This window comes from Chloroflexus sp. (assembly GCF_034434295.1).
Lineage (GTDB): Bacteria > Chloroflexota > Chloroflexia > Chloroflexales > Chloroflexaceae > Chloroflexus.
In genome coordinates this window covers 1-21,908 of the sequence record NZ_DAOTZQ010000113.1, presented here as the reverse complement: position 1 = coordinate 21,908, position 21,908 = coordinate 1, and the positions used below count along the sequence as shown (strand labels likewise).

16 protein-coding genes and 2 riboswitches are annotated in these 21,908 nt (G+C 57.8%); of the genes, 11 read left to right on the top strand and 5 right to left on the bottom strand.

The features are described from left to right. Positions 1-247: 247 nt before the first annotated feature. From VAE57_RS15650 to ptsP, 3 genes are read right to left on the bottom strand one after another with little or no spacing between them, the layout of a single operon-like run. Positions 248-1,690 (bottom strand): fructose-specific PTS transporter subunit EIIC, encoded by a 1,443-nt coding sequence (locus VAE57_RS15650; RefSeq protein WP_322822792.1) that lies wholly within the window; start codon positions 1,688-1,690, stop codon positions 248-250. A 29-nt stretch (positions 1,691-1,719) separates the two neighbouring features. Continuing rightward, positions 1,720-2,688: a 1-phosphofructokinase gene (pfkB, locus tag VAE57_RS15645; protein ID WP_322822791.1), complete on the bottom strand. Its 969-nt coding sequence runs from the start codon at positions 2,686-2,688 to the stop codon at positions 1,720-1,722. Continuing rightward, positions 2,685-5,147 (bottom strand): phosphoenolpyruvate--protein phosphotransferase, encoded by a 2,463-nt coding sequence (gene ptsP, locus VAE57_RS15640; protein WP_322822790.1) that lies wholly within the window; start codon positions 5,145-5,147, stop codon positions 2,685-2,687. Before ptsP ends, pfkB begins: the two co-directional genes overlap by 4 nt. Positions 5,148-5,875: 728 nt before the next feature. On the opposite strand from ptsP, the gene VAE57_RS15635 reads away from it, so the two are divergent. The 3 genes from VAE57_RS15635 to lon all read left to right on the top strand — a co-directional run bounded on the left by VAE57_RS15635 (position 5,876) and on the right by lon (position 10,999). Further along, a complete protein-coding gene (locus tag VAE57_RS15635; protein ID WP_322822789.1) occupies positions 5,876-7,333 on the top strand; it encodes an acyl-CoA dehydrogenase family protein in 1,458 nt (485 codons plus the stop codon). Between the two features lie 162 nt (positions 7,334-7,495). Further along, positions 7,496-8,293, top strand: coding sequence for a DeoR/GlpR family DNA-binding transcription regulator (locus tag VAE57_RS15630; RefSeq protein ID WP_012256693.1), 798 nt, complete (start codon positions 7,496-7,498; stop codon positions 8,291-8,293). 222 nt (positions 8,294-8,515) lie between these two features. After that, on the top strand, positions 8,516-10,999 hold the full coding sequence (gene lon, locus VAE57_RS15625; RefSeq protein WP_322822788.1) for an endopeptidase La: 2,484 nt from the start codon (positions 8,516-8,518) through the stop codon (positions 10,997-10,999). Positions 11,000-11,206: 207 nt separating this feature from the next. Here the strand turns inward: lon and tenA are convergent, their stop codons facing one another. Both tenA and cynR read right to left on the bottom strand, forming a co-directional pair. Continuing rightward, positions 11,207-11,863 carry a thiaminase II gene (gene tenA, locus VAE57_RS15620; RefSeq protein WP_322822787.1) on the bottom strand — a complete coding sequence of 219 codons (657 nt, stop codon included), beginning with the start codon at positions 11,861-11,863 and terminating at the stop codon, positions 11,207-11,209. Positions 11,864-11,957: 94 nt separating this feature from the next. Continuing rightward, positions 11,958-12,057, bottom strand: a riboswitch (TPP riboswitch). A 644-nt stretch (positions 12,058-12,701) separates the two neighbouring features. Beyond that, positions 12,702-13,607: a transcriptional regulator CynR gene (cynR, locus tag VAE57_RS15615; RefSeq protein WP_322822786.1), complete on the bottom strand. Its 906-nt coding sequence runs from the start codon at positions 13,605-13,607 to the stop codon at positions 12,702-12,704. Positions 13,608-13,724: 117 nt separating this feature from the next. On the opposite strand from cynR, the gene VAE57_RS15610 reads away from it, so the two are divergent. The 8 genes from VAE57_RS15610 (at position 13,725) to VAE57_RS15575 (ending at position 21,346) form a co-directional block, all read left to right on the top strand. Further along, the gene (locus VAE57_RS15610; protein ID WP_322822785.1) at positions 13,725-14,312 is read left to right on the top strand and encodes a protoglobin domain-containing protein; all 588 of its coding nucleotides are present in this window, start codon (positions 13,725-13,727) and stop codon (positions 14,310-14,312) included. Positions 14,313-14,392: 80 nt separating this feature from the next. Next, a riboswitch (TPP riboswitch) is annotated at positions 14,393-14,506 on the top strand. A gap of 48 nt (positions 14,507-14,554) precedes the next feature. After that, entirely contained in the window at positions 14,555-15,895 is a 1,341-nt protein-coding gene (gene cytX, locus VAE57_RS15605) for a putative hydroxymethylpyrimidine transporter CytX (RefSeq protein ID WP_322822784.1), read from the top strand. A gap of 20 nt (positions 15,896-15,915) precedes the next feature. Beyond that, positions 15,916-16,173: an energy coupling factor transporter S component ThiW gene (thiW, locus tag VAE57_RS15600; RefSeq protein ID WP_322822783.1), complete on the top strand. Its 258-nt coding sequence runs from the start codon at positions 15,916-15,918 to the stop codon at positions 16,171-16,173. A 20-nt stretch (positions 16,174-16,193) separates the two neighbouring features. Beyond that, on the top strand, positions 16,194-16,442 hold the full coding sequence (locus VAE57_RS15595) for an energy coupling factor transporter S component ThiW (RefSeq protein ID WP_322822782.1): 249 nt from the start codon (positions 16,194-16,196) through the stop codon (positions 16,440-16,442). Further along, the gene (locus VAE57_RS15590) at positions 16,420-18,069 is read left to right on the top strand and encodes an ABC transporter ATP-binding protein (protein WP_322822781.1); all 1,650 of its coding nucleotides are present in this window, start codon (positions 16,420-16,422) and stop codon (positions 18,067-18,069) included. The genes VAE57_RS15595 and VAE57_RS15590 overlap by 23 nt, the downstream gene beginning before the upstream one ends. Then, the gene (locus VAE57_RS15585) at positions 18,069-18,734 is read left to right on the top strand and encodes an energy-coupling factor transporter transmembrane component T (protein WP_322822780.1); all 666 of its coding nucleotides are present in this window, start codon (positions 18,069-18,071) and stop codon (positions 18,732-18,734) included. The genes VAE57_RS15590 and VAE57_RS15585 overlap by 1 nt, the downstream gene beginning before the upstream one ends. Before the next feature lie 362 nt (positions 18,735-19,096). After that, a complete protein-coding gene (locus VAE57_RS15580) occupies positions 19,097-19,495 on the top strand; it encodes a hypothetical protein (RefSeq protein WP_322822779.1) in 399 nt (132 codons plus the stop codon). Positions 19,496-19,507: 12 nt separating this feature from the next. Continuing rightward, on the top strand, positions 19,508-21,346 hold the full coding sequence (locus VAE57_RS15575) for a peptide ABC transporter substrate-binding protein (RefSeq protein WP_322822778.1): 1,839 nt from the start codon (positions 19,508-19,510) through the stop codon (positions 21,344-21,346). Positions 21,347-21,908: the final 562 nt, after the last annotated feature.

Sequence of the window (21,908 nt, the reverse complement as noted above, 5' to 3'; positions counted from 1 at the left end):
TACCGTGAGACGTGACGTAGTATGTCCATAGGAACTGGCTGCTCCTCACATCGTTCATGCGAACATACCACACGGTGTTGCGTGTAACGTCGTGCTGTTCAACCTGGCACTCAGCCTACGGGGCCTGCTCACAGCATAGGTGGCAACTTGAGTTAGTATATTGTAGTCTCACGGGGTGCGGAAGCCTGGCTTCCGCACCCCAGTTGCTGCAACGATTGAGTTGCGTGTATATCGCTGTTTGCGATGACTAATCAGCCGTCCCGCGTGCTGCCGCCGCAGTGGACGTTTCGGCGGTATTCAGTGGTCGCTTGAGCACATAGAGCATCGCTGCGGTCACCAGGGTACCGGCTAGGATGGCGACAATGTACATCGGCAGGTTGCCGACGGCATTCGGAATAGGCAGCACGAAGATACCGCCGTGTGGCACGGCCAGCGTTGCCCCGAAGAGCATCGAGAGCGCACCGGCCACTGCCGAGCCGACCATAATCGAAGGAATGACGCGGAAGGGATCTTTGGCCGCGAAGGGAATGGCACCTTCGGTGATGAAGGAGATGCCGAGCACGGCAGCGGCCTTGCCCGCCTCACGCTCTTCGTCAGAGAAGCGATCTTTGAACAGCAGGGTCGCCAGGGCCAGGCCGAGCGGTGGGGTCATGCCGGCGGCCATCACGGCTGCCATCGGTGTTGTGACTTGCGAGGCCAGCAGGCCGGTGGCGAAGGTATAGGCAGCTTTGTTGACCGGGCCACCCATATCGAAGGCCATCATCGCACCCAGAATCAGGCCGAGGATCAGCGCACTGCTCTGCTCCATGCTTTGCAGCCATGCCGTTAAGGCATTGAGGGCTGAACTTACCGGCTGGCCGATCACGTAGACCATCAGCAGGCCGACAAACAGCGAGCTGAGCAGCGGCAGGATCAGTACCGGCTTCAATCCGGCCAGTGTCTTGGGCAGGTTGAGGTTCTGGTTGAGCCATTGCGTCGCGTAACCGGCGATGAACCCGGCCAGGATACCGCCGAGGAAGCCAGAACCGGTAGAAGAGGCGAGCATGCCACCGATCATACCGGGGGCCAGACCGGGCCGATCGGCGATGGAGAAGGCGATGAAGCCGGCGAGAATTGGTACCATCAGCGCGAAGGCCGATGGGGCACCGATCTGGAACAATGCCCAGCCTAGCGTGCCACGGTTCGTATCTTTGTAGACGTAGATACCGCCGAAGGCAAATGCCAGGGCGATGAGCAGACCACCGGCTACCACGAACGGGAGCATGTAGCTGACGCCGGTCATCAGATGCTTGTACGGGCCGGCTACACCTGACGCACGGGCTGCCTTTGCTGCCGCTACCTGATCAACCAGGTCGGATCGTGCCCCCGTCGATACTGCTTTGGTGGTGGCCTGGGCAAGTGCTGCCTTCACCACGGCTGCTCCGTCGTGAATTGCTGCTTTCGTACTGGTTTCGTAAATCCGCTTACCGGCAAACCGACTCAGATCGACTTTGGTGTCCGCGGCAATGATCACCACATCGGCAGCGGCAATATCAGCCGCCGTCAGCGTGTTTTCGGCGCCAACCGACCCCTGTGTTTCGACCTTGATCGTGTGACCGAGGCTTTCTGCTCCCCGTTGTAGCCCCTCCGCCGCCATAAAGGTATGCGCGATACCGGTGGGACATGACGTAATTGCGACAATGACCGCCATGGTTCTCCTCCCTTTGCTCCTTACAACTTCTATTGATCAACAGGCGTCACCGTCGTGACAGCCGGATCAACCACGGTAACGGTAACTTTTGCGGCCAGTGCGATCAGTTCAGCACGTGGCGGCAGGTGGGCCCCAATTGAACCAAGTGCCGCCAGTGAAAAAGCTGTTGCACGACGAGCGATCTCGGTTAGCGATAGTCCTTCAACGAGGCCGGCAATGGTGCCGGCGACCATTGCATCTCCGGCACCGACTGTACTCCGCACAGTGACCGATGGCGGGATGGCGTGCAGTAATTGCGTTCCATCGCTGAAGATCGCACCCTGCGCACCCATGGATACGATTGCCAGCCCCACTCCCATCTGATTGATCCGACGTGCCGCATTGCCTGCTGCTTCCAATCCTTCACCATCGAGCAGATCGATCTGGCGTAGTTCATCAAGGTTGGGTTTCACCAGTGAAGGTTGGGCTTGCAGACCGGCAATCAGGGCTGGCCCACTGACATCAAGGGCAACGTTGCAGTTAAAACTGCGGAGGCGGGCAACCAGGTTGGGAATGAATTCAATCGGTACACCGGGCGGTAACTTGCCGGCCAGCACAAACCATTCGTGATTAACGGCCAGCTCATCGATCACGTCGATCAGGGTGTTCAGGGCAGCGGGTGGTGGCGGCAAACCAGGAAGATTAATATCAGTCGTCTGCTGGTTCGCTTCATCAACGATTTTTACCCCGATCCGGGTGGCACCCGGCACCCGTACAAACCGGTCAGTAATGCCTTTGGCCGCAAAATGACGCTCGAAGATATGGGGGTTTTCGGCACCGAGTAAGCCGGTAGCGGTGACCGAAAGGCCATAATCGGCCAGAAAGGAGGCGACATTGACCCCTTTGCCGCCAGCATCGCGTTGCATGGCTCGTGCCCGATTCACGGTGTTCAATTGAAAATGATCGACGAAGACTGTCTGATCAATAGCCGGATTGAGGGTTATGGTAGCGATGTTCATAGTGCGCGCACCTCCGCTGCATTACGACACGCCAGTGCTCGTCGCGCCAGATCACGCAGATCGGCGGCACTCAGACCGCGCAGGTGCGCTTTGATGGTCGCGATACTGGGAATACTGACGCTCAGCTCTTGTACTCCTAAACCGACCAGAATCGCTGCGCCGAGCGGATCACTGGCAATACCACCACAGACACCGACCCAGCGTCCGGCACTGGCTGCGCCTTCGACCGTGCGGGCAATTGTGCGGAGTACAGCCGGGTGCAGGCTGTCGGCCTGGCGGGCCAGGTCTGGATGCAGGCGATCCATCGCCAGGACGTACTGCGTCAAATCGTTAGTACCGATGGAGAAGAAATCGACCTCTTGCGCCAGCACGTCGGCCAGCATGGCTGCCGATGGCACCTCGACCATAATCCCAATCTCGACCGGTGGCGCATTGAGTTCGGCACGGATGCGTTCGGCAACCGCTTTGGCCTGTTGTACCTCTTCCAGCGTGGCGACCATCGGAAACATAATCTTGAGCGGGCCGTGCATAGCGGCGCGGTAGATGGCGCGTAATTGCGGCTCGAACAGATCAGGTCGGCGCAGGCAGAGCCGTAAGCCACGAATGCCAAGGAACGAATTGTCTTCCCGGGCAATATTGAGATAGGGTGCCTCTTTATCGCCCCCAATGTCGAGGGTGCGAATGATCAGCGGGCGCCCATGTATTGCCTCAACCATTGCCCGATACGCCTGATACTGTTCTTCTTCGTCGGGAGCACTGTCGCGTTCAAGGAACAGAAACTCGGTACGCATTAAGCCAACCCCATCGGCTCCGTTTTCAAGTGCACGTGCGACATCAGCTACCCGGTTGACGTTGGCAGCAACTTCGATATGGACACCATCGCGGGTGATAGCCGGCTGATGACGGGTGGCGAAGGCTACAGCCTGTTCCTGATCGAGACCGGCGCGCAAGGCACGCGCTGCTTCAACATCGGCGGCTGATGGTCGCAGATAGAGCCGGCCACTGTAGCCATCGAGGATTGCCGGCGTACCATCTTCAATATCGAGGACGGCGGTTCCGGCAGCAACGATGGCCGGCAGGCCGAGTGAACGGGCAATAATTGCGGTGTGCGAGGTTGGGCCACCGATCGCCGTACAAAGCCCCAGCACACTGTCGGGATCGAGCGTGGCCGTGTCAGAAGGAGTCAGGTCATCGGCGACCAGAATTGCCGGTTCGGCCAGACTGATGAACGGCATCTCGCCCAGGCCGAGCAGGTGGCGCAATACCCGCTGGCCAACATCGCTCAGGTCAACCGCCCGTCCGGCCAGTACCGGGTCATCAAGCTTTTCAAGCTGAGCAACACGGGCCGCGATGGTCTGTTGCCAGGCCCAGGCCGCGCTGTGGCCGTCGAAAATCCGGCTCACCGTTTCGCGCACCAGCGCCGGATCGGTCAGCAATTCGGCATGGGCACGGAAAATGGCAGCGCGCGATGAGCCAAGCCGACGGCTGACTTCACCTGCCACCAGCTCAAGCTCGCTGCGCGCTTCGGCAATGGCCTGTTCGAGAGCTGTGGCTTCGCTCATCCGGTCACCGGGCGTATCGCTGACAACCAGCGGTGCCCGGCGGTAGTGGCGGATCGGCCCAACTGCCAGCCCCTCGGCGGCAGCAATGCCATTGATGGTGGCAGCAACGAGCTGCGGTACCCAACCGCGGTAGGGCACTTTCGGACGATTGGCCGTGTCTTCGGCAACCGGTTCCTCGCCCATACCACTCTCAACCAGGGCCTTGAGCGCGGCTAAGGCCGCCGGAGCGTCGGTACCCTGAGCCGAAATGGTAACGCTGGCCCCACTACTCACCCCCAGTTGCAACAGACTCAAGAGGCTCTTACCGTCGGCGACCGCATCGCCATAGCGGACGCGCACCGCGGCCTGAAAGCTTCTGGCCGTTTCGACAAAGGCGGTTGCCGGGCGGGCGTGCAGGCCGGTTGGATTGTGAATCACCACCTGAATCGCGTGATCGTAGTCGCCGGGCGATTGGGGAGCGGGCAGGGGACGGCTACCGGTCAGCGCTTCGACAATATCGGCAGGATCACGAGTCTGGCATAACCGTTCGACTAGCGCCGTATCACCGAGCACACGGGTCAGGCGGCGTAAGATGTCAATATGCTCGTCGGAACGGGCAGCGATGCCGACAATCAAACGAGCCGTTTCGCCCGTATTCCACGTGACGCCGTTGGGAACTTGCAAGACAGCAATGCCGGTTTCCAGGATGAGGTCGCGGTCTTCCGGTTTGCCGTGCGGAATGGCGATTCCATTGCCGAGGAAGGTATTGGCCAGCGCTTCACGGGCCAGCATACTCTCGATGTACGCAGGTTGAATATGGCCGGCCTCAACCAGCACCTGCCCAACCTGGCGAATCGCCTCTGCTTTCGAGGTCGCGGTCGCGCCGATGCGCACACTCGCGGCGGTTAGCTTTACCATAAGAGCACTCCCCTGTGCAGCAGCCGGGCTGGCTGCCCGAACCTGTTCTTCGCTTCGTTGCGGTAAATCGACAACCTGTCGCGCAAGGAGGGCGGAGGGTGCGGGTGCCGTTGCCGATTTCACCAGACTATCGGGTTGATGACGAGTCAGATGTTGTCGTTCGATGGCAACATCATATCACATATTTTCGTTTTGTCAATACATATTTTTGTTTTTGATAGTTTTTGGTTTTCGTTTGATTTTCTTTGCGGTCGCTCGTTGGGCGGCATGTCCTGGTAGCACTGCCGGGTCATGCGAGAGCGATGGATGCGCCGAATATTGATGTTCCCGGCTGAACCCACTCCTACAGACGTTGCCGGTGCTCGAGCAGATTGCCTTTGCGATGGAATGATTGATGATGTCGTCGCGACCGAGAAAAACGCTACGACACCAGATGTGATATGACCCGTGACGTTTGATGTGTCGTGGTAGGGGTGGGTTTAGAATCCAGGGGCGGGTTTAGAATCCACCCCTATATCGCGATGGATGATTGACGATGTTGTCGCGATGGAAAAGCGGATGTGGCGAAAGGGTTTGTGTTGGATCGCGTGCTGTGCATTATATTTTATCAGATGTGGTATGACAAAGAACACAGACAATACCATCATCACTCTGTGTCCTCCGTGTCTCTGTGGTGCATCCCTCATCTTGCCCCCAGATTTGCTATAATCCCAGCAGAGGTGACGACTATGGAACAGCATATCTTTTCGCCACTGGCGTTTTTGCGCCACCAATTGGCCGATCTCGCTCAACCAGACTATCTGGAAGCGTATCAGGCGTGGTGGGAACACGAGGGGAAGCCGGTCTCGGCGGCAATTGATCGGGCCGGAACACCCTGGCTGCGGATGTTTGATCGCCAGGGACAACGGGTAGATGAGATTCTCTACCCCGCTGAATACTGGCGTATGGTGCGGCAGGGCTACCAGAGCGGTGTGATCTGGCGGGTTTTTGCCGAAACGTCACTCGTGCCGCACTACCTGTTGGGTTATCTCACCGCTTTCTACGATGCCGGCCTCTACTGCCCTTATACCGTGTCACTTGCAACCGCGGTGCCGCTGGCTAAGTATGGGACGGACGCAGTTAAAGCCCAGTTTTTGCCGTTGTTGCTGCGCCAGGACGCAACGGTCTGGCAGGGGGCAACCTGGATGACCGAGATCGGTGGCGGCTCTGATCTGGGGGCGACTGTGGCAACCATTGCCGTTGCCGAAGATGATCGCTGGTATCTAAGTGGTGACAAGTATTTTGCCAGTAACGTCGGTGCTGAACTGGCAGTGGTCGCTGCCCGCTTCGCAACCGGCCCGGCAGATATTCGTGGTCTGGGACTGTTTCTCGTTCCCCGCTATCGTGCCGATGGCAGTCTCAACTACACCATTCGTCGCCTGAAAGACAAGATCGGTACACGCTCGGTACCCACTGGTGAAGTAGAATTGCGCCGCAGCGAAGCCTATCTGTTGGGGCGGGCGGAATGGGGTATCTACCTGATTTTAGAGACCCTGAACCTCTCGCGGGTGGCAAATAGTGTGGGGAGTGTTGCGCTGGCCCAACGTGCACTGGCCGAAGCAGTGAGTTTTGCGCACCAGCGCCGGGCTTTCGGTAAGCCGATAGCCGCCCACCCTCTGCTCCGGCGTCAGATTGAGGACCGTATTGCTGACCTGGAAGCTGCCTTTGCACTGGCCTGGGAAGCGGTTTGCCTGCTCGAACAAGTCTGGCAGGTGACACCGCCCTATCCAGAGCAGTACCATCTCTTTCGTTTGCTTGCGCATCTCGCCAAGTACTGGACGGCTGAGTTTGCGGTGCAGACGGCAAAGTGGGGGATGGAAGTTCACGGCGGGATTGGCACGCTTGCCGAATACAATGCCGAGCGCTGGTTGCGCGATGCGATGATTCTGCCGATCTGGGAGGGAACACCGCACCGCCAGATTCTGGACGGTTTGGAAGTGATGGAGCGCAAAGGGGCGCATCGGATGCTCTTGCACTATCTGGCGGCTGATGCCCCAACGCAGGCTTTAACCGATATGCGGTATCGGATCGAGGCCCATCTCGCGCTTCCCCAGGATGAGAAAGAAGCCGGGGCCGAGAGTCTCTTCCGTGATCTGGCCTTGCTGACGGCACACACCCTGCGCACACGCCGGCTGGCCAGGCAGTAATGGCGGCGTGCGCCGGTGACCAGATCATGGTCGCCCTTCCTGTTGCCCATCTGTATCGGGTTGTCTGTTCATGCGCTGTGTAATCCTCTTGACGGGCCTCATGCCGGCAACGTACAATACCAACGTAAACAAACGAAACTTTATGCAACTGGAGATACATGCATGCAGCCCGACGAGAGCACGATTGGAGAACGCAGCCCCTTAATGCTCGACCGGCGAACCCGTATTGCCGAACTCGTGCGGCAGCGTGGTTCAGTGCGGGTCAATGAGCTGGCCGATATTTTCGGTGTGACGCCGGTTACGATTCGTAATGATCTGGCTGCACTCGAACGTGAGGGAGTGCTGGTTCGCGATCACGGCGGTGCCGTTGCTTTGCCGGCGACCAGTGCGTTGATTGCATTCGAGCAACGAGCCAGTATTCGGCTTGAGGCAAAGGCTCGCATCGGGGCGGCGGCGGCACAATTTGTACAACCCGGTGATACCATTCTGCTCGATGCCGGAACAACGGTGGTTGAGATGGTGAAGCATCTGCGTCAGCGGACGCCGCTGACAGTGGTGACTAACGCCTTGAATGTGGTCATCGAGTTACGTCATCTCAACGATGTGCAGGTCTGGATGCTGGGTGGTACGGTCAACTACGCCACGTTCGGCACCCTCGGCCCACTGGTTGAACAGAGTCTGGGTGATCTGGTCGTCGAGAAGCTCTTTTTGGCCGCCGAGTCGGTCGACTCTACGTATGGTGTGACCGACTCGACCAGCGAGATTGCCCATACCAAGCGCGCATTGGCACGGGCTGCGCGGCGAATTATCCTGCTCGCCGATTCGAGTAAGTGGCAGCGGCGTGGATTTATCAAGGTGCTGCCTTTAGAAGCGATTGAGACGATTATCACCGATACCGATCTCCCGGAAACCGAGCTGCGTCGGTTGGAGATGGCCGGCGTGCGTGTGGTGCTGGTGTGAAGCGCCTGTCCATGCCTTGTGGAGGCTGATGCATGCCGGCAGTGATTGACGCCCATCGGCTCGTCTCGTTAGCCCACTCTGCCGGTTTTCCACCGTGCGATAGACCAGCAATTGTTAGAATTACACTAGAACTTTTGCCCCATCATTGACACGCTCCACTATGAGTTTCAAAATATACATAGTGCGGAAGTCTTGTTCCGCGGATCAATGTGGAGACGTGCTATGAATGATGAAGCATTGCGGGAACAGACGACTGCGGAGTCTGAAGAGACATCACCAACGACACCTTCAGCCGAACCAGAGGTGGTTGAGACGCTGCCCCTCATTCCGTTAGAGGGAGCGGTCGTTTTTCCTTATATTGTGGTCAGCCTGACGCTCGATGAGTTGGGGTCAGCGGCAGCCGAAGCCGCAGGGCGTGAGGGGCGTCAGGTGTTGCTGGCCGCCCGGCGGCCCGATGCACCTGCCGATGCGTCAATTACCGACCAGCTCTTCAGCGTGGGGGTAGTGGCCCGAATCGAGCAGATCGGTACCCTGCCGAACGGAGCTAGCGGGGTGGTCGTGCGGGGGTTGGTGCGTGCTGTGTTGGGTGAAGCCGTTCAAACCACGCCCTATCTACGTTTTCGCTTTACCCGCCGGCCCGATGTCTTCGAGCGCACCCCGGAGCTTGAGCGGCTAATGGTCGAGGTTCATGCCGCGATTGACGCAGTGCTCGAATTGCGCCCCGGTGTAACGCAAGAGATTCGCAATTTTGTCCGCTCCATCGATGATCCCGGTCATCTGGCCGACAATACCGGCTATTCGCCCGATTACACCTTTGCCGAGCGTCAGGAGTTGCTCGAAACCTTCGACGTAAGCGAGCGGTTACGCAAGGTGCTGGCGTTTTACCGCAAACAGTTCGCCCTACTCGAAGTTCAGGCCAAACTGCGGCAAGAGGTGCAGGAGAGTGCAGCCCGGCAGCAACGCGAATTCTACCTGCGTCAGCAATTGCGCGCTATTCAGAAAGAGCTTGGCGAAGACACCAGTGAAGCCGCTGAACTTGACGATCTCCGGCAGAAGCTGGCCGCTGCCGATCTGCCTGAAGTTGCTCGCAAAGAGGCCGATCGTGAGCTGAATCGTCTGGCCCGGATCAATGCCAGCTCACCGGAATATCAGATGGTGCGTACCTACCTGGAGTGGCTGGCAGAGCTACCGTGGAATAAGTATACCGGTCAGCCAATCGATATCGCCTTTGCCCGCCAGGTGCTTGATGAAGATCATCACGGACTCCAGAAGGTCAAAGAGCGGATTCTGGAGTATCTGGCAGTGAAGCAACGACGGGCAGCATTGGGCGAAGAGAATCTGCGCACCAATCGCGAGCCAATTCTCGCCTTTGTTGGGCCACCCGGCGTGGGCAAGACCAGCCTGGGGCAGAGTATTGCCCGTGCGCTTGGCCGTAGTTTTGTCCGTATGAGCCTCGGTGGTGTACGTGATGAGGCCGAGCTGCGTGGTTTCCGCCGTACATACATTGGTTCGCAGCCGGGGCGGATCATCCAGGAGCTGCGCCGTGCCGGTACTGCCGACCCGGTGATCTTGCTGGATGAAATCGATAAGCTGGGGATCGATTACCGCGGTGATCCGGCAGCCGCGCTGCTTGAGGTGCTTGACCCCGAACAAAATCACACCTTCACCGATCACTATCTCAACCTGCCGTTCGATCTCTCTCGTGTTCTCTTCCTGGCAACTGCCAACACGTGGGACACGGTACCGCCGGCATTGCGCGACCGGATGGAGGTGATTGAGCTGTCGGGGTATATCGAAGACGAGAAGGTGCAGATTGCCCAGATTCATCTGGTGCCGCGCCAGTTGCAGGCCAACGGCTTGCGCCCAGAAGAGGCTGTCGTCACCGAAGAAGCTATTCGCTGTATCATCAATGAGTACACCCGTGAAGCCGGTGTCCGGAATCTGGAGCGTTCGATTGGGGCAGTGCTACGCAAGGTTGCCCGTCGCCTGAGCGAAGGCGAGATCGATCCGGCCAATACGCCGTTCGTGGTCGATGCTACGTTTGTCCGTACTGCGCTAGGGCGGCCACGGTTCACCAACGAAACCCGCGAACGGATCGATCAGCCCGGCGTGGCCATCGGTCTGGTATGGACACCGGTTGGCGGCGATATTATCTTTGTGGAAGCCAGTGCGGTTGAAGGGAAGAAAGAACTTACAATCACCGGCCAACTGGGTGAGGTCATGCGCGAGAGTGCCGAAGCAGCGCTGACCTACGTCCGTTCGCGGGCCCGTTCGCTGGGCATCGAGCCAGATTTCTTCGAGACCCACGCCATTCACATCCACGTGCCGGCCGGTGCGGTGCCCAAAGATGGCCCCTCAGCCGGTATTACGATGGCAACCGCTCTGGCGTCGGCGGCAACTGGTCGGCTGGTGCGTGATGATATTGCCATGACCGGCGAAATCTCACTGCGCGGGCGGGTGTTGCCGATTGGTGGTATCAAAGAGAAGGCGCTCGGTGCTCATCGGGCCGGTATTCGCACCATCATCCTGCCCAGGCGGAATCTGATCGACCTCGACGACCTGCCCCCGGCGGTCAGCGCTGAAATGACCTTTATTCCGGTAGATACCCTCGATGAGGTGTTGAGTATCGCCCTCATACCGCCGGCGGCGACGACAGATACGCTCACTGTGACGCAGCGGAGTGATGTGCTTACCCCTGCATCCTGAGTTCAGGGATTGACAGACTATTTGAATGCATCTTCCAGTGCATCAGGAAGCTACAAACAAAGCCTCTGCACTCCCCTCTCCCGCACTGCGCGGGAGAGGGCGGGGGGTGAGGGCGTTCAGGGCATCGCCAGGATATATCGCTCGAACGCACTCGCCGGTGCTGTCTGCCTTGATCTCCCAAGAGATGCCGGGATGATCAGCGTATCATCAGGGTAACCACTGCTCTAACCGATACGCACTATCCCAGAACATCCACTCCAGGCGGGCAGAGTAGATGAAGGCGTCACGCATACGCTGTTGCTGTGTCGCCGATGCCTGTTCAGCGATGGTATCGGTCAGCGCAATCGCCTGCGTCACCACCTCATCAAACTCCTGGCCGGCGTAGGTGTCAATCCACTTCTGGTAGGGATTGTTGGGCGCTGCGCACCGATAGATGTCGTGCCCCACTTCACGATAAATCCAGAAGCACGGTAACAGCGCCGCCATCCCCTCTTCGTAACTGCGACAGGCCGCGGTTGCCAGCAAGAAGTTGGTGTAGGTAAAACAGGCCGGAGCCGGCTGGCGGGTTGGTGTCTCAATCCCAAATTCGCGAAAATAGGTGTGATGGAGTGCCCGCTCGACAACCGCTACCCCTTCAGCAAAGCGCACAAACTGAATAATCGTCGCTTCATCGGGTGCCCGCCCGGCCATTATCGCCAGTGCACGGGCAAAATCGGCCAGGTACAGCGCATCCTGCTGCATGTAAAAGGCGAATTTTTCGCGTGGCAAAATACCCCGCGCCAGCTCCTCGTTAAACGGGTGATGGATAATGGCCTGATAGATGTCGCTAATTGATGACCAAAGGGTGTCGGTAAAACGTGTCATACGTCCTCCCTGCGTCCAAAAGCCGGATACCGTATCCGCAGAGAGCAGACGACTGAGAGGGGAAGCGAGAACGAACTCAGGATACTGGCTAAATGTCGTGCCCGGTTCCGATTTCCTACGCCGGTATTACCCGGATCAGGTTCAAGGGTTCCTCTCAGCCTCGCGTTTATCGCAAAGCGCCCCTACGGAACACGTGCGAGTATAGTCGAGAACGGGCAGGCGTGTCAAGTGTTGTCTGTCCTGCGTAGGGGGAACGAGGTGATCGGGTGACAGCTCATACATGCTCACAGACCTCCACGCCATTGGAGCGCCTTGCCCGCGCAGCCGGATACGAAGTCATGGACATAACCCAATATTCACCCGGCATCGTACTGGGCGTTGTTGTGTTGCCCAGACATTCCCTGGAAGCTGGGAGCGCGAGCCTCCGGCTCGCCTGACCGGACACGAAGTGATATACGCCAGAACTTGTTTCATAAAAGCTGTGCGGTCGTGCTCTAAGACTGTCGTCCAGGCGTATGAACGCTCGCCAATTACCAACGATAGCCTAACCTGCTCCTGGCCCGTTGGCAGAGCGCAGCTCCAGTCGTGCCATCACGCACTGGATTGGTTGCCTTGTGTGCTCGTTATGCGCGTGTCGCAGCCTTTGGAGTGCGGCAGCCATGCTGCCGCAGCAGCCGTGCTCATGATACGGTGTGTGTCACGCTGTTGACCCTGCTGGTCACGGGTATGCAGGATGTACTCGTTACGATCATGGAGTCGGTCAGGAATGAATGAGACACCTCCTGGCAGACGTTTTCTGAAGCAGGGTCTACTATCGCACGTCTTCCCGGGCTATGGGCTATCTCCCGCCCTGAGCAACACACCCTGCTTCTTTCAGTCGGGCACGAGTCATGGCTACGAACGCCCCTGTCGCCGCGCAGCGGTAGGCATTGTGACGGAAGAGTAACCCCACCGTGCGCCGTGGCGTCGGATCGACCAGGGGAATGCCGGCCAGGTCGGGCTGATTGCTCAAGACCATTGCCGGTAGCACCGTCGCCAGCGCGAGTTGCCGTACAGCCGCCAGAATGCTACCGATAGTATTCATCTCGATCTGAACCCGTGGTTGAATACCGGCAATATGCGCACAACGATCCCAAAGCCGACGGGTGCAGAACGTGGTCGAGAGCAAAATCAGTGGCTGCTGATGAAGTGATTGTACCGGTAGTTGGGGCAGATTGGCCCAGGGATGCTGCCTGGACACAACAACGACCAGATCTTCGCTAAATAACTCCTCGCCGGTAACACCTGCCGTCTCTGGTGGCACGAAGCCAATCCCAATCTGCAAGTCGCCGTCGGCCAGTCGTTGCTCAATGTCGCGGGTCGCCAGTTCTTCGATCTGCAAGCCAATCGCCGGGTAGGTACTGGTAAAAGCGGCTACCAGATCGGGCATAAGATAGGCGTTGACCGTTTGCACAACACCGATTCGGAGCACCCCACGTTGCAGACCATTGAGTTCATCGATGGCGACCTGAGCTTCGTTCAGCTCTTGCAATGCACGTCGGGCGTGTATGACCAGAATCTCGCCCGCCGCTGTCAGCCTGATGCGGCGACCGATACGGTCAAACAAAACCGTCCCGATCTCTTCTTCAAGCAGCTTAATCTGTTGTGATAGGGCCGGTTGGGAAATGTAGAGTTTCTCGGCGGCACGGGTAATGTGTCCTTCCTCAACCACCGCCAGAAAGTAGCGTAATTGCCGAAGTTCCATTGTTTGATAAGTCTAACTTATGCTTGGGATAAGAATATTGTATTTCACTTATTATCATAGCGTGCTTAGACTGAACTTGCAACCAGAACATGAGGTGACATATCCTGGAGGTGGGTCATGAGCGAAGCGATTCCCGGTTACACTTATGGTACAGCGCAGGTAGCACAATCGCCGGTTAGCCAGGAAGAATGGGAGCTTCTGAAGCAGACAGTACTATGGACAGCCGAAGACGAGCAGTACCTGCGCATGGCCGGTGAGGTGCTTAGCGATCAGGTCGATGCAATTCTTGATCTCTGGTACGGCTTCGTCGCGTCGCACGCTCATCTGGTGTACTATTTCACCGGCCCTGACGGGCAGCCAATTGCCGACTACCTGAATCGAGTGCGCCGGCGTTTCGGGCAATGGATACTCGATACCTGTCGGCGACCCTATGATCAGGACTGGCTCAACTACCAGATGGAGATTGCCCTCCGCCATTACCGCACGAAGAAGAATCAGACTGATGGCGTACAATCCGTACCGATGATTCCGTTGCGCTACATGATAGCCTTTATCTACCCGATCACCGCTACCATCAGAGAGTTCCTTGCCCGCAAAGGGCATTCGGCAGCGGAGGTGGATCGGATGCATCAGGCGTGGTTTAAGTCTATCGTGTTACAGGTGACGTTGTGGAGCTATCCCTATGCCAGGGAAGGTGATTTTTAACCACAGTCGTCTTGACAGCTCTTCGGTCAACACTCTATAATGGCGGGCAACCACCGTTTGGTGGAAACAAGTTGATCACACAGCGTGTATGAGGGAGCTCGGGGAGCCGGGCTGAGAGGATGGTCGTTATCCACCATCGACCTCGTGAACCTGCTCTGGGTAATGCCAGCGAAGGGAATACACGGTGGTTTATCCATTAAACGCCACCCCTTCGCGGGTGGCGTTTATCGTTGGAGGTTGGTATGACGCTGAAGGCACGGCTGCGCACGTGGTTCCCCCGTTTGCAGGCTCCGCCCACGTGGGGGATTGATCCGGTTCCGGTTGAGCAGCGGCGATTACGCTGGTTCGACATCTTTGTCTTGTGGTCAAGTCTCGGCGTTGGACTGTTGGTGTTAGAGGCGGGGGCGTTGTTAGTGCCTGGCTTAAGTCTGGCGCAGGCATTGATCGCCATTCTCGTCGGTACTGCCATCGGAGCGTTATTACTGGCACTGGTTGGCGTGTTGGGGAGTGTATACGGTGTGCCGACAATGGTGCTCTTGCGCCCCGTGCTCGGTCGCCATGGGTCGTATCTGGCCTCAATCTTCAATATCGTGCAACTGATCGGTTGGACTGCCTTCGAGCTGTGGGTGATCGGGTTAGCTGCGCATCACGTAGGCCAGGCACTCTTTGGCGTGAGCAATTATTACGTTTGGGTAGCGGTGTTCACGGTCTGGTGTGTCTTGCTGGCGTTGGGTGGGCCACTGGTAGTGGTGCGCGAGTGGCTGGAGAAGTTTGGAGTCTGGATCGTTTTTGGCGTGACCATCTGGATGACGATCTATCTGTTTACCCGCTACGATGTCATCGCACTCTTGAACCGTCCGGGCACAGGTGATCTGCCGTTCTGGTTGGGAGTCGATCTGGTAGCGGCCATGCCGATCTCCTGGATTCCGCTGGTGGCGGACTACAACCGCTTCGTGCGGCGTCCACGCGGCGGTTTTTGGGGAACGTATGCAGGTTTTGCGCTCACCAATGTCTGGTTTTACGCACTTGGTGCTCTCTTCGTGTTAACGGCGAATGTGTCTCAACCCACCCCGGAAAACCTCATCACAGCAATTATGGCGATGACGGGAGGGATGGTGGCACTGGTGGTGATTCTGGTCGATGAAACGGACAATGCCTTTGCCGACATCTACTCAACAGCGGTGTCGGTTCAGAATATCTTTCCGCATCTCAATCAACGCCTGGTGATCGTCCTCGTCGGGCTTATCGGGTTTCTCCTTGCCACATTGCTGACGATGAGTGAGTATTTCACCTTTTTGTTGTTGATCGGGTCGCTCTTCGTGCCGCTTTTTGGGGTTGTGCTGGCCGACTATTTCGTGGTGCGGCGCCTGATGGGGATACACAGCGCTCCATTGGCCGATCAACCTCCGGGCTGGCAGTGGAGCGGAATGGTTTCCTGGCTGGCCGGGGTGGCGATCTATCAGGCCATCACCCAACTGGCTCCTCAGATCGGTGCCAGCATACCGGCCTTCCTCATCACATTTGTGATGTACACGGCTTTACGGCTGGTACAACGGCAACGTCTGCTTCGTACCGCCAGTTAATCACGAGAAAGGAGTGACCGGTGAAGACGCGACTGATTGCTCAGGCAGTAGTGCTCATTGCCCTCGGTGTGGCGCTGGCTCCGTTTACCTCATTTCCCATCGGCATCGCCAGAGTGAACCCGACTCAGCACTTCATTAATGTGATTGCTGCCGTACTGTTGGGGCCGTGGTGGGCGACCGGCATTGCCGGTGTGATCGCCATCCTGCGTATCTCGCTCGGTGTGGGGACGATACTGGCGTTCCCAGGTGGAATGATTGTGCGCTGCTTGCCGGTTTGATCTTTCGGGCCACGTGCAACATGTATCTGGCTGCCCTGGGTGAGGTGATCGGTACCGGTATCATTGCTGCACTGGTGAGCGGTCTGTGGGTGGCACCGGTGTTTATGCAAACCTCGATGGCCCTTAACCTGTTGATTGCCTCGTTCCTCAGCAGCACGGCGCTTGGTTCGGCGATTGCACTGGTGGTGTTGAAGGCTCTTGAGCGTGCCGGTGTCGTGAGATTACCCGGCAAAGAGGTTGCATTCCTTGAGTCAGATCGTCGTTCGTGATGTCAGCTATCGCTATCCACAGGCGGCGCAGTGGACTTTGCGTCGCCTGAACCTGTCGATTGATGCCGGCGAATACGTGGTGCTCTGCGGTGCCAGCGGCAGCGGAAAATCAACGCTGTGCCGGGTGCTTACCGGGCTGATTCCGCACGTGTACGAAGGAAGCATCGAGGGGACAATTCTGGTTGACGGGCTTGACACCCGTGAACAGTCACCTGCCGATGTATGTACCCGAATCGGTCTGGTCTTTCAACATCCGCAGTGGCAACTCTTCAACAGTACGGTTACCCGTGAGATTGCCTTTGGTCTGGAGAGTCTGGGGTATGCACCGGCAGAAATCTGGCAACGTATCGGCGACGTCAGCGGTTGGCTCGGCATCGAGCATTTGCTGGCACGGCATCCCCAACAGCTCTCTACCGGTGAGCAGCTTTTGGTAGCGCTGGCGAGCATTCTGGCCATGGGGGCGCGGATCGTTGTGCTCGATGAACCGTTGGCCAATCTCGATGGCAGGCATGTGGCTCAGGTGCGGGCTATCCTGCGCAGGCTTCACCGGCAAGGGGTGACGATCATCGTTGCCGAGCATCGGCTTGGGTTGGTGGCCGCCGATGCGACTCGCATAATCGTGTTGCACGATGGTAAGGTTGTACTGGATGGGCCGCCGGTTCAGGTTCTGACAGCGGATATTCAGCAATTTCATCTCGAACCGCCATTGCCGGTACAGATTGGCCGTGCTCTCAACCTGACGCCATTGCCGTTGACGGTAGAGGCAGTGCTGGCGCAGGTCGCTCATCATCATCTTGCGACCATGTGTCCACTTCCGCCCGACACGCCGCGCTCTCCAGGCGGATCGCCGCTGCTCAGTGTGCACGATCTCTCGTTCACCGTCGGCCAACGACGGGTATTGACCGGTGTTCATCTCGATCTGTACGCAGGTGAGGGGGTGGCAATTGTCGGGGCTAATGGCGCCGGCAAAACCTCGTTGATCAAACATTTCAACGGTCTCTACCGTCCCCAACAAGGACAGGTACGGGTCATCGGGAAAGACCTCCGCACGACACCGGTATCGGTTCTGGCCCGTCACGTGGGGATGGTATTTCAGAACCCTGATGACCAGTTGTTCACAACCCGTGTTCGCGATGAGGTGGCGGTTGGTGCCCGCGTCATGGGCGTCTATGATCCAGAGCAGGTAGCGGCTGTATTACGCACCTTTCAGCTTGAACATCTTGCCGACCGCTCGCCCTTTACCTTGAGTGCCGGCGAAAAACGACGGCTGACACTGGCGGCAGCACTGGTAACCAATCCGGCAATCCTGGTGCTCGACGAGCCAACGACCGGTCTCGACTGGCCGGCACGGCAAGCGCTAGCCTGGTATCTGCGCGAACAGGTACAACATGGCCGTGCCGTGGTGGTGGTAACGCACGATCTGGAGTTTGCCGACGTGCTCACGTCTCACTGGTTCGTCCTGGCCGATGGGCGGCTGCTGACCGAGGGTTCGCCCTACGCGATATGTACGCAACCCGCAGTGGTGCAGGCGGCTGACCTCCTGCTTCCTGACCGCTACCGGCTGGCGCTGGCGTTACAACACGTGCCTGCCGAAGCGGGCGGTCGTCAGTCCGAGGGAGAGGTGTAATGGTGTTCCACCTTGATCCACGCGCAAAAACGCTAATGGCTCTGCTGTGGACGGTGGTGCTGAGCACAGCCGGGAGCATTCCCGTTCTCTTGATCGGGATGATGCCGGTATTGCTAATCGTATGGTTTAGTAACCAACAGCATGCATTCCTCCGCTGGTTACGCCTGATTGCACTGATGATTACCGGCTGGATGATCATTGCTCTGCTGACTCTCGACTGGCAAACCGCATTGACCGTTGGTCTACGGATTCTGGCTCTATCGAGCATCTTTTTCATATTTCTCCGCACGACCACACCGGAAGACCTGGGTGGCGCGTGGCAGCAGACGGGAGCACCATTCCCGCTCATCTTTCTGCTCACCACCTCCCTCCAGTACGTCCAGGTGATGGAGCAGCGTATTCAACAAATCATTGCTGCGCAGCGAGCGCGAGGCATTCCGCTTGAGCCGGGATGGCGAGCGCTGCGGTATTATCCGGCGCTGCTGGTTCCGCTGCTTGTGCAATCGCTGGTCGCCGCCGGACATCTGGCCGCAGCGATGGAAGCGCGTGGTTTCAGTCGAGCCGGTCGTCGTCAGTTCCTCACATATCGCTGGCGTCTGCGCGATTGGCTTGCTCTTGGGATGACGGTTATGGCAGCCGGATTCCTGCTCTGGTTGAGCCTTTGAGAAGATGTGGCATAAAGTACGGCGGTTGATGCGAGAGGGCTTCAACCGGGATGCAAGTTAACATTCCAGGAGCTTCATTTCTATGCCATCGTGATGGTACGGTGGCACAGGCTTATGCACGTTCACAACGTATCGGCACGACCGAACGGAAGCAAGAAGTGTCGTCGATCCGTGGCGCAATCAGGTGCCGGATTGACTTCCTGCTACACTCCGTGGTGCGTGTGAGGCGTCGTTTGGCGCGGAAGCCATGTTTCCGCGCCCACCGTGATCGATGTCAGACGTGTGTAGCACCGGGCTATCTGCTCGTGGGTATTGCGTGCGTTCTCGTTACGATCATCTGTGGGTTGTCAATGATGTATGCGGTGACTGCTAATATGAGACTTTATTTCATAAACGCTGTGCTGTCGTTCTTTCAGATTGTCGCGCAGGCGCACGAACGTTTACCAATCGCCAGCGGCAGCATATCCTTCGCCCAGGCTACCGGTGTGGCAGCGAGGAGGGCTGATGACCATCGCCGGTGCCATTACGCGCTGGATGGGGTGCCTTACCCGCTCGTCATTCGCGTGTTGCGTGGCTGCCGTAGCAGCCGTGCTCACGATCCGGTGCGGGTCACACCGTTGAACCTGCTGGTCACGCGGAGGCCATGTGTGGTCGTCACAATCATGGATTCTGTCACTCCTGAAAGAGATAACTTCCAGGAGATGTTTTTTGAAATAAGTTCTTGTCTTATGACACCTTACCTGAATGGTGGTGAGGTGTAGAGGGAGGTTTCTGTGTTGTTCCGCATGATTTCCCGGCTTTTCCTGATCATGATCGTTTTGCTCCTGGCGGCGTGTGGCCAGCAAACGTCACAACCGCAGCCGCCAACTCAACCGTCGGCACCGGAAACAGTAACAGCAGAGCCAACCGCAGCGCCACAACCAACGGCGGCGCCGGAAGCGACGGCGCCGCCGGCCGCTACCGCTGTGCCGACAGCGATCCCGCCATCAGGGGGGAAGCTCACCATTCTCTCCTGGCAGGCAATAACGACGTTGAACCCACATCTGGCTACCGGCGTCAAAGATTTCAACGGCGCCACCGTGATTCTTGAACCCTTAGCCCGCTACAACGAGCGTGATGAACTGGTGCCGTTCCTGGCCGCCGAAATTCCAACCCTTGCTAACGGTGGCATTGCTGCCGATGGTACCAGCATCACCTGGAAGATCAAACCGGGGTTAAAATGGTCAGACGGGAGCGATTTCACGATTGACGATATTATCTTTACCTGGCGCTATTGTGTTGACGAAGCGACCGGCTGTACGAATAAGACCTCATTCGATCCGATTGCAGACATTACGCCAATCGATGATACAACCTTCACCATCACCTGGAAGGAACCGAACCCCAACCCCTACATCGCCTTTGTCGGCTCGGCAGGCATGATCCTGCAACAGAAGCAATTTGCGAATTGTATTGGGGCGGCGGCAAACACGAGTGCCGAATGTCAGGCCGCAAACCTGGCGCCGATTGGTACCAATGCCTGGAAATTGAAGGAATTTCGTCCAGGTGATACCGTCATCTACGAACGCAATCCCTTCTACCGCGATGCCGACAACGTCTTCTTCGACGAGGTCGAGATCAAGGGTGGTGGTGATGCTGCCTCGGCAGCGCGAGCCGTCTGCACGACGGGGGAAGCCGATTTTGCCTTGAATATGCAGGTACCCAAAGCCGTACTGGAACCGATTATCGCCGGTGGCGCCTGTGATGTGGTCGCCGGTGGTTCAACCGGCGGTGTCGAGCGTGTCGTGATCAACTTCACCAACCCCGATCCGGCCCTTGGCGACCGGCGCAGCGAGCCTGATCAGCCGCATCCCTTCCTGACCGATCCGGCGGTACGCCGGGCTATTGCACTGGCGATTGATCGCAAGGCAATTGCCGAACAGCTCTACGGGCCAACGGGTGCGCCGACCTGCAATCTGCTGGTAGTGCCGGCACATATGAACTCCCCCAATACAACCTGCGAGCGTAATGTTGCCGAGGCAAAACGGCTCCTGGACGAAGCTGGTTGGGTGCTGAAGGATGGAGTACGCGAGAAAGATGGTGTGAAGCTGGTCGTTACCCTACAGACCAGCGTGAATAACCTGCGCCAGAGTACTCAGGCCATCATCAAAGCTAACCTGGCTGAGATCGGTATTCAGACTTATCTCAAGGCCATTGATCCGGCTGTCTTCTTCAGCGGTGATCCGGGTAACCCTGATACGCTCAACAAGTTCTACGCCGACCTGCAAATGTACACCTTCGGCCCCAGCTCCCCCGATCCACAATCATATCTGGAAGGCTGGATCTGTGCTGAGGTGACGTCGGCGGCGAACCGCTGGAACGGTAACAACGTGAGCCGCTACTGCAACCCGGCCTACGATGCACTGTTTGTGCAGTTGAAGACCACCTTTGATCCCGCGCAGCGGGCGCAGTTGGCCATTCAAATGAACGATCTGCTTGTCAACGACGTGGTCGAGATACCGCTGATTAATCGCTACACACCGGTAGTCAAGCTCAAGAATCTGGACGGGCCGACTTTCAATACCTTCGACAGCAATCTCTGGAATATTGCAAGCTGGCGGCGCGTGCCGTAACGTTGGACAAGTGGGGCAATACCGGACACGGTTGCGCGTTCCACAACGCAAGGTGACACAGGGTGTGAATATCAACAGAAGACACCAGGTAGGGGCGGGTTCTAAACCCGCCCCTACCCGAACCGCCCCTACGGCTATTCAGGAATTGACATAAAAACTAACGCAATACTGTACTGTATCAGGACGCCCCAGCGCAGCTTGCTGCTCTACCGCTTGCGGGAGAGGGGCCAGGGGTGAGGGCGTTCCCCCGTCCTCCAGCGGGGGCGGGCTGGAATGGGGATGTTTCCCCTCACCTCACCCCCCAGCCGCCGCTCCTCTCCTACCAGGGGAGAGGAGCGGGGGAGTGATCATGGGCGTACTCCATCATGGTTCTCGTTCACCGTAATGCCCTGCAAAGACAGACGGAATGGATGAGCTACAGGAATGACTACCGTCTCATACCGAATCTTACTCAACAATGTGCATTGTTCGGGTGCACTCCTCGTGCAGAAGCATTACCGGGCATGCGATTGGCGAGCCGCTCGTGGCTTGTCGTCAGCGTCGTAGGGGCGACGCATGCGTC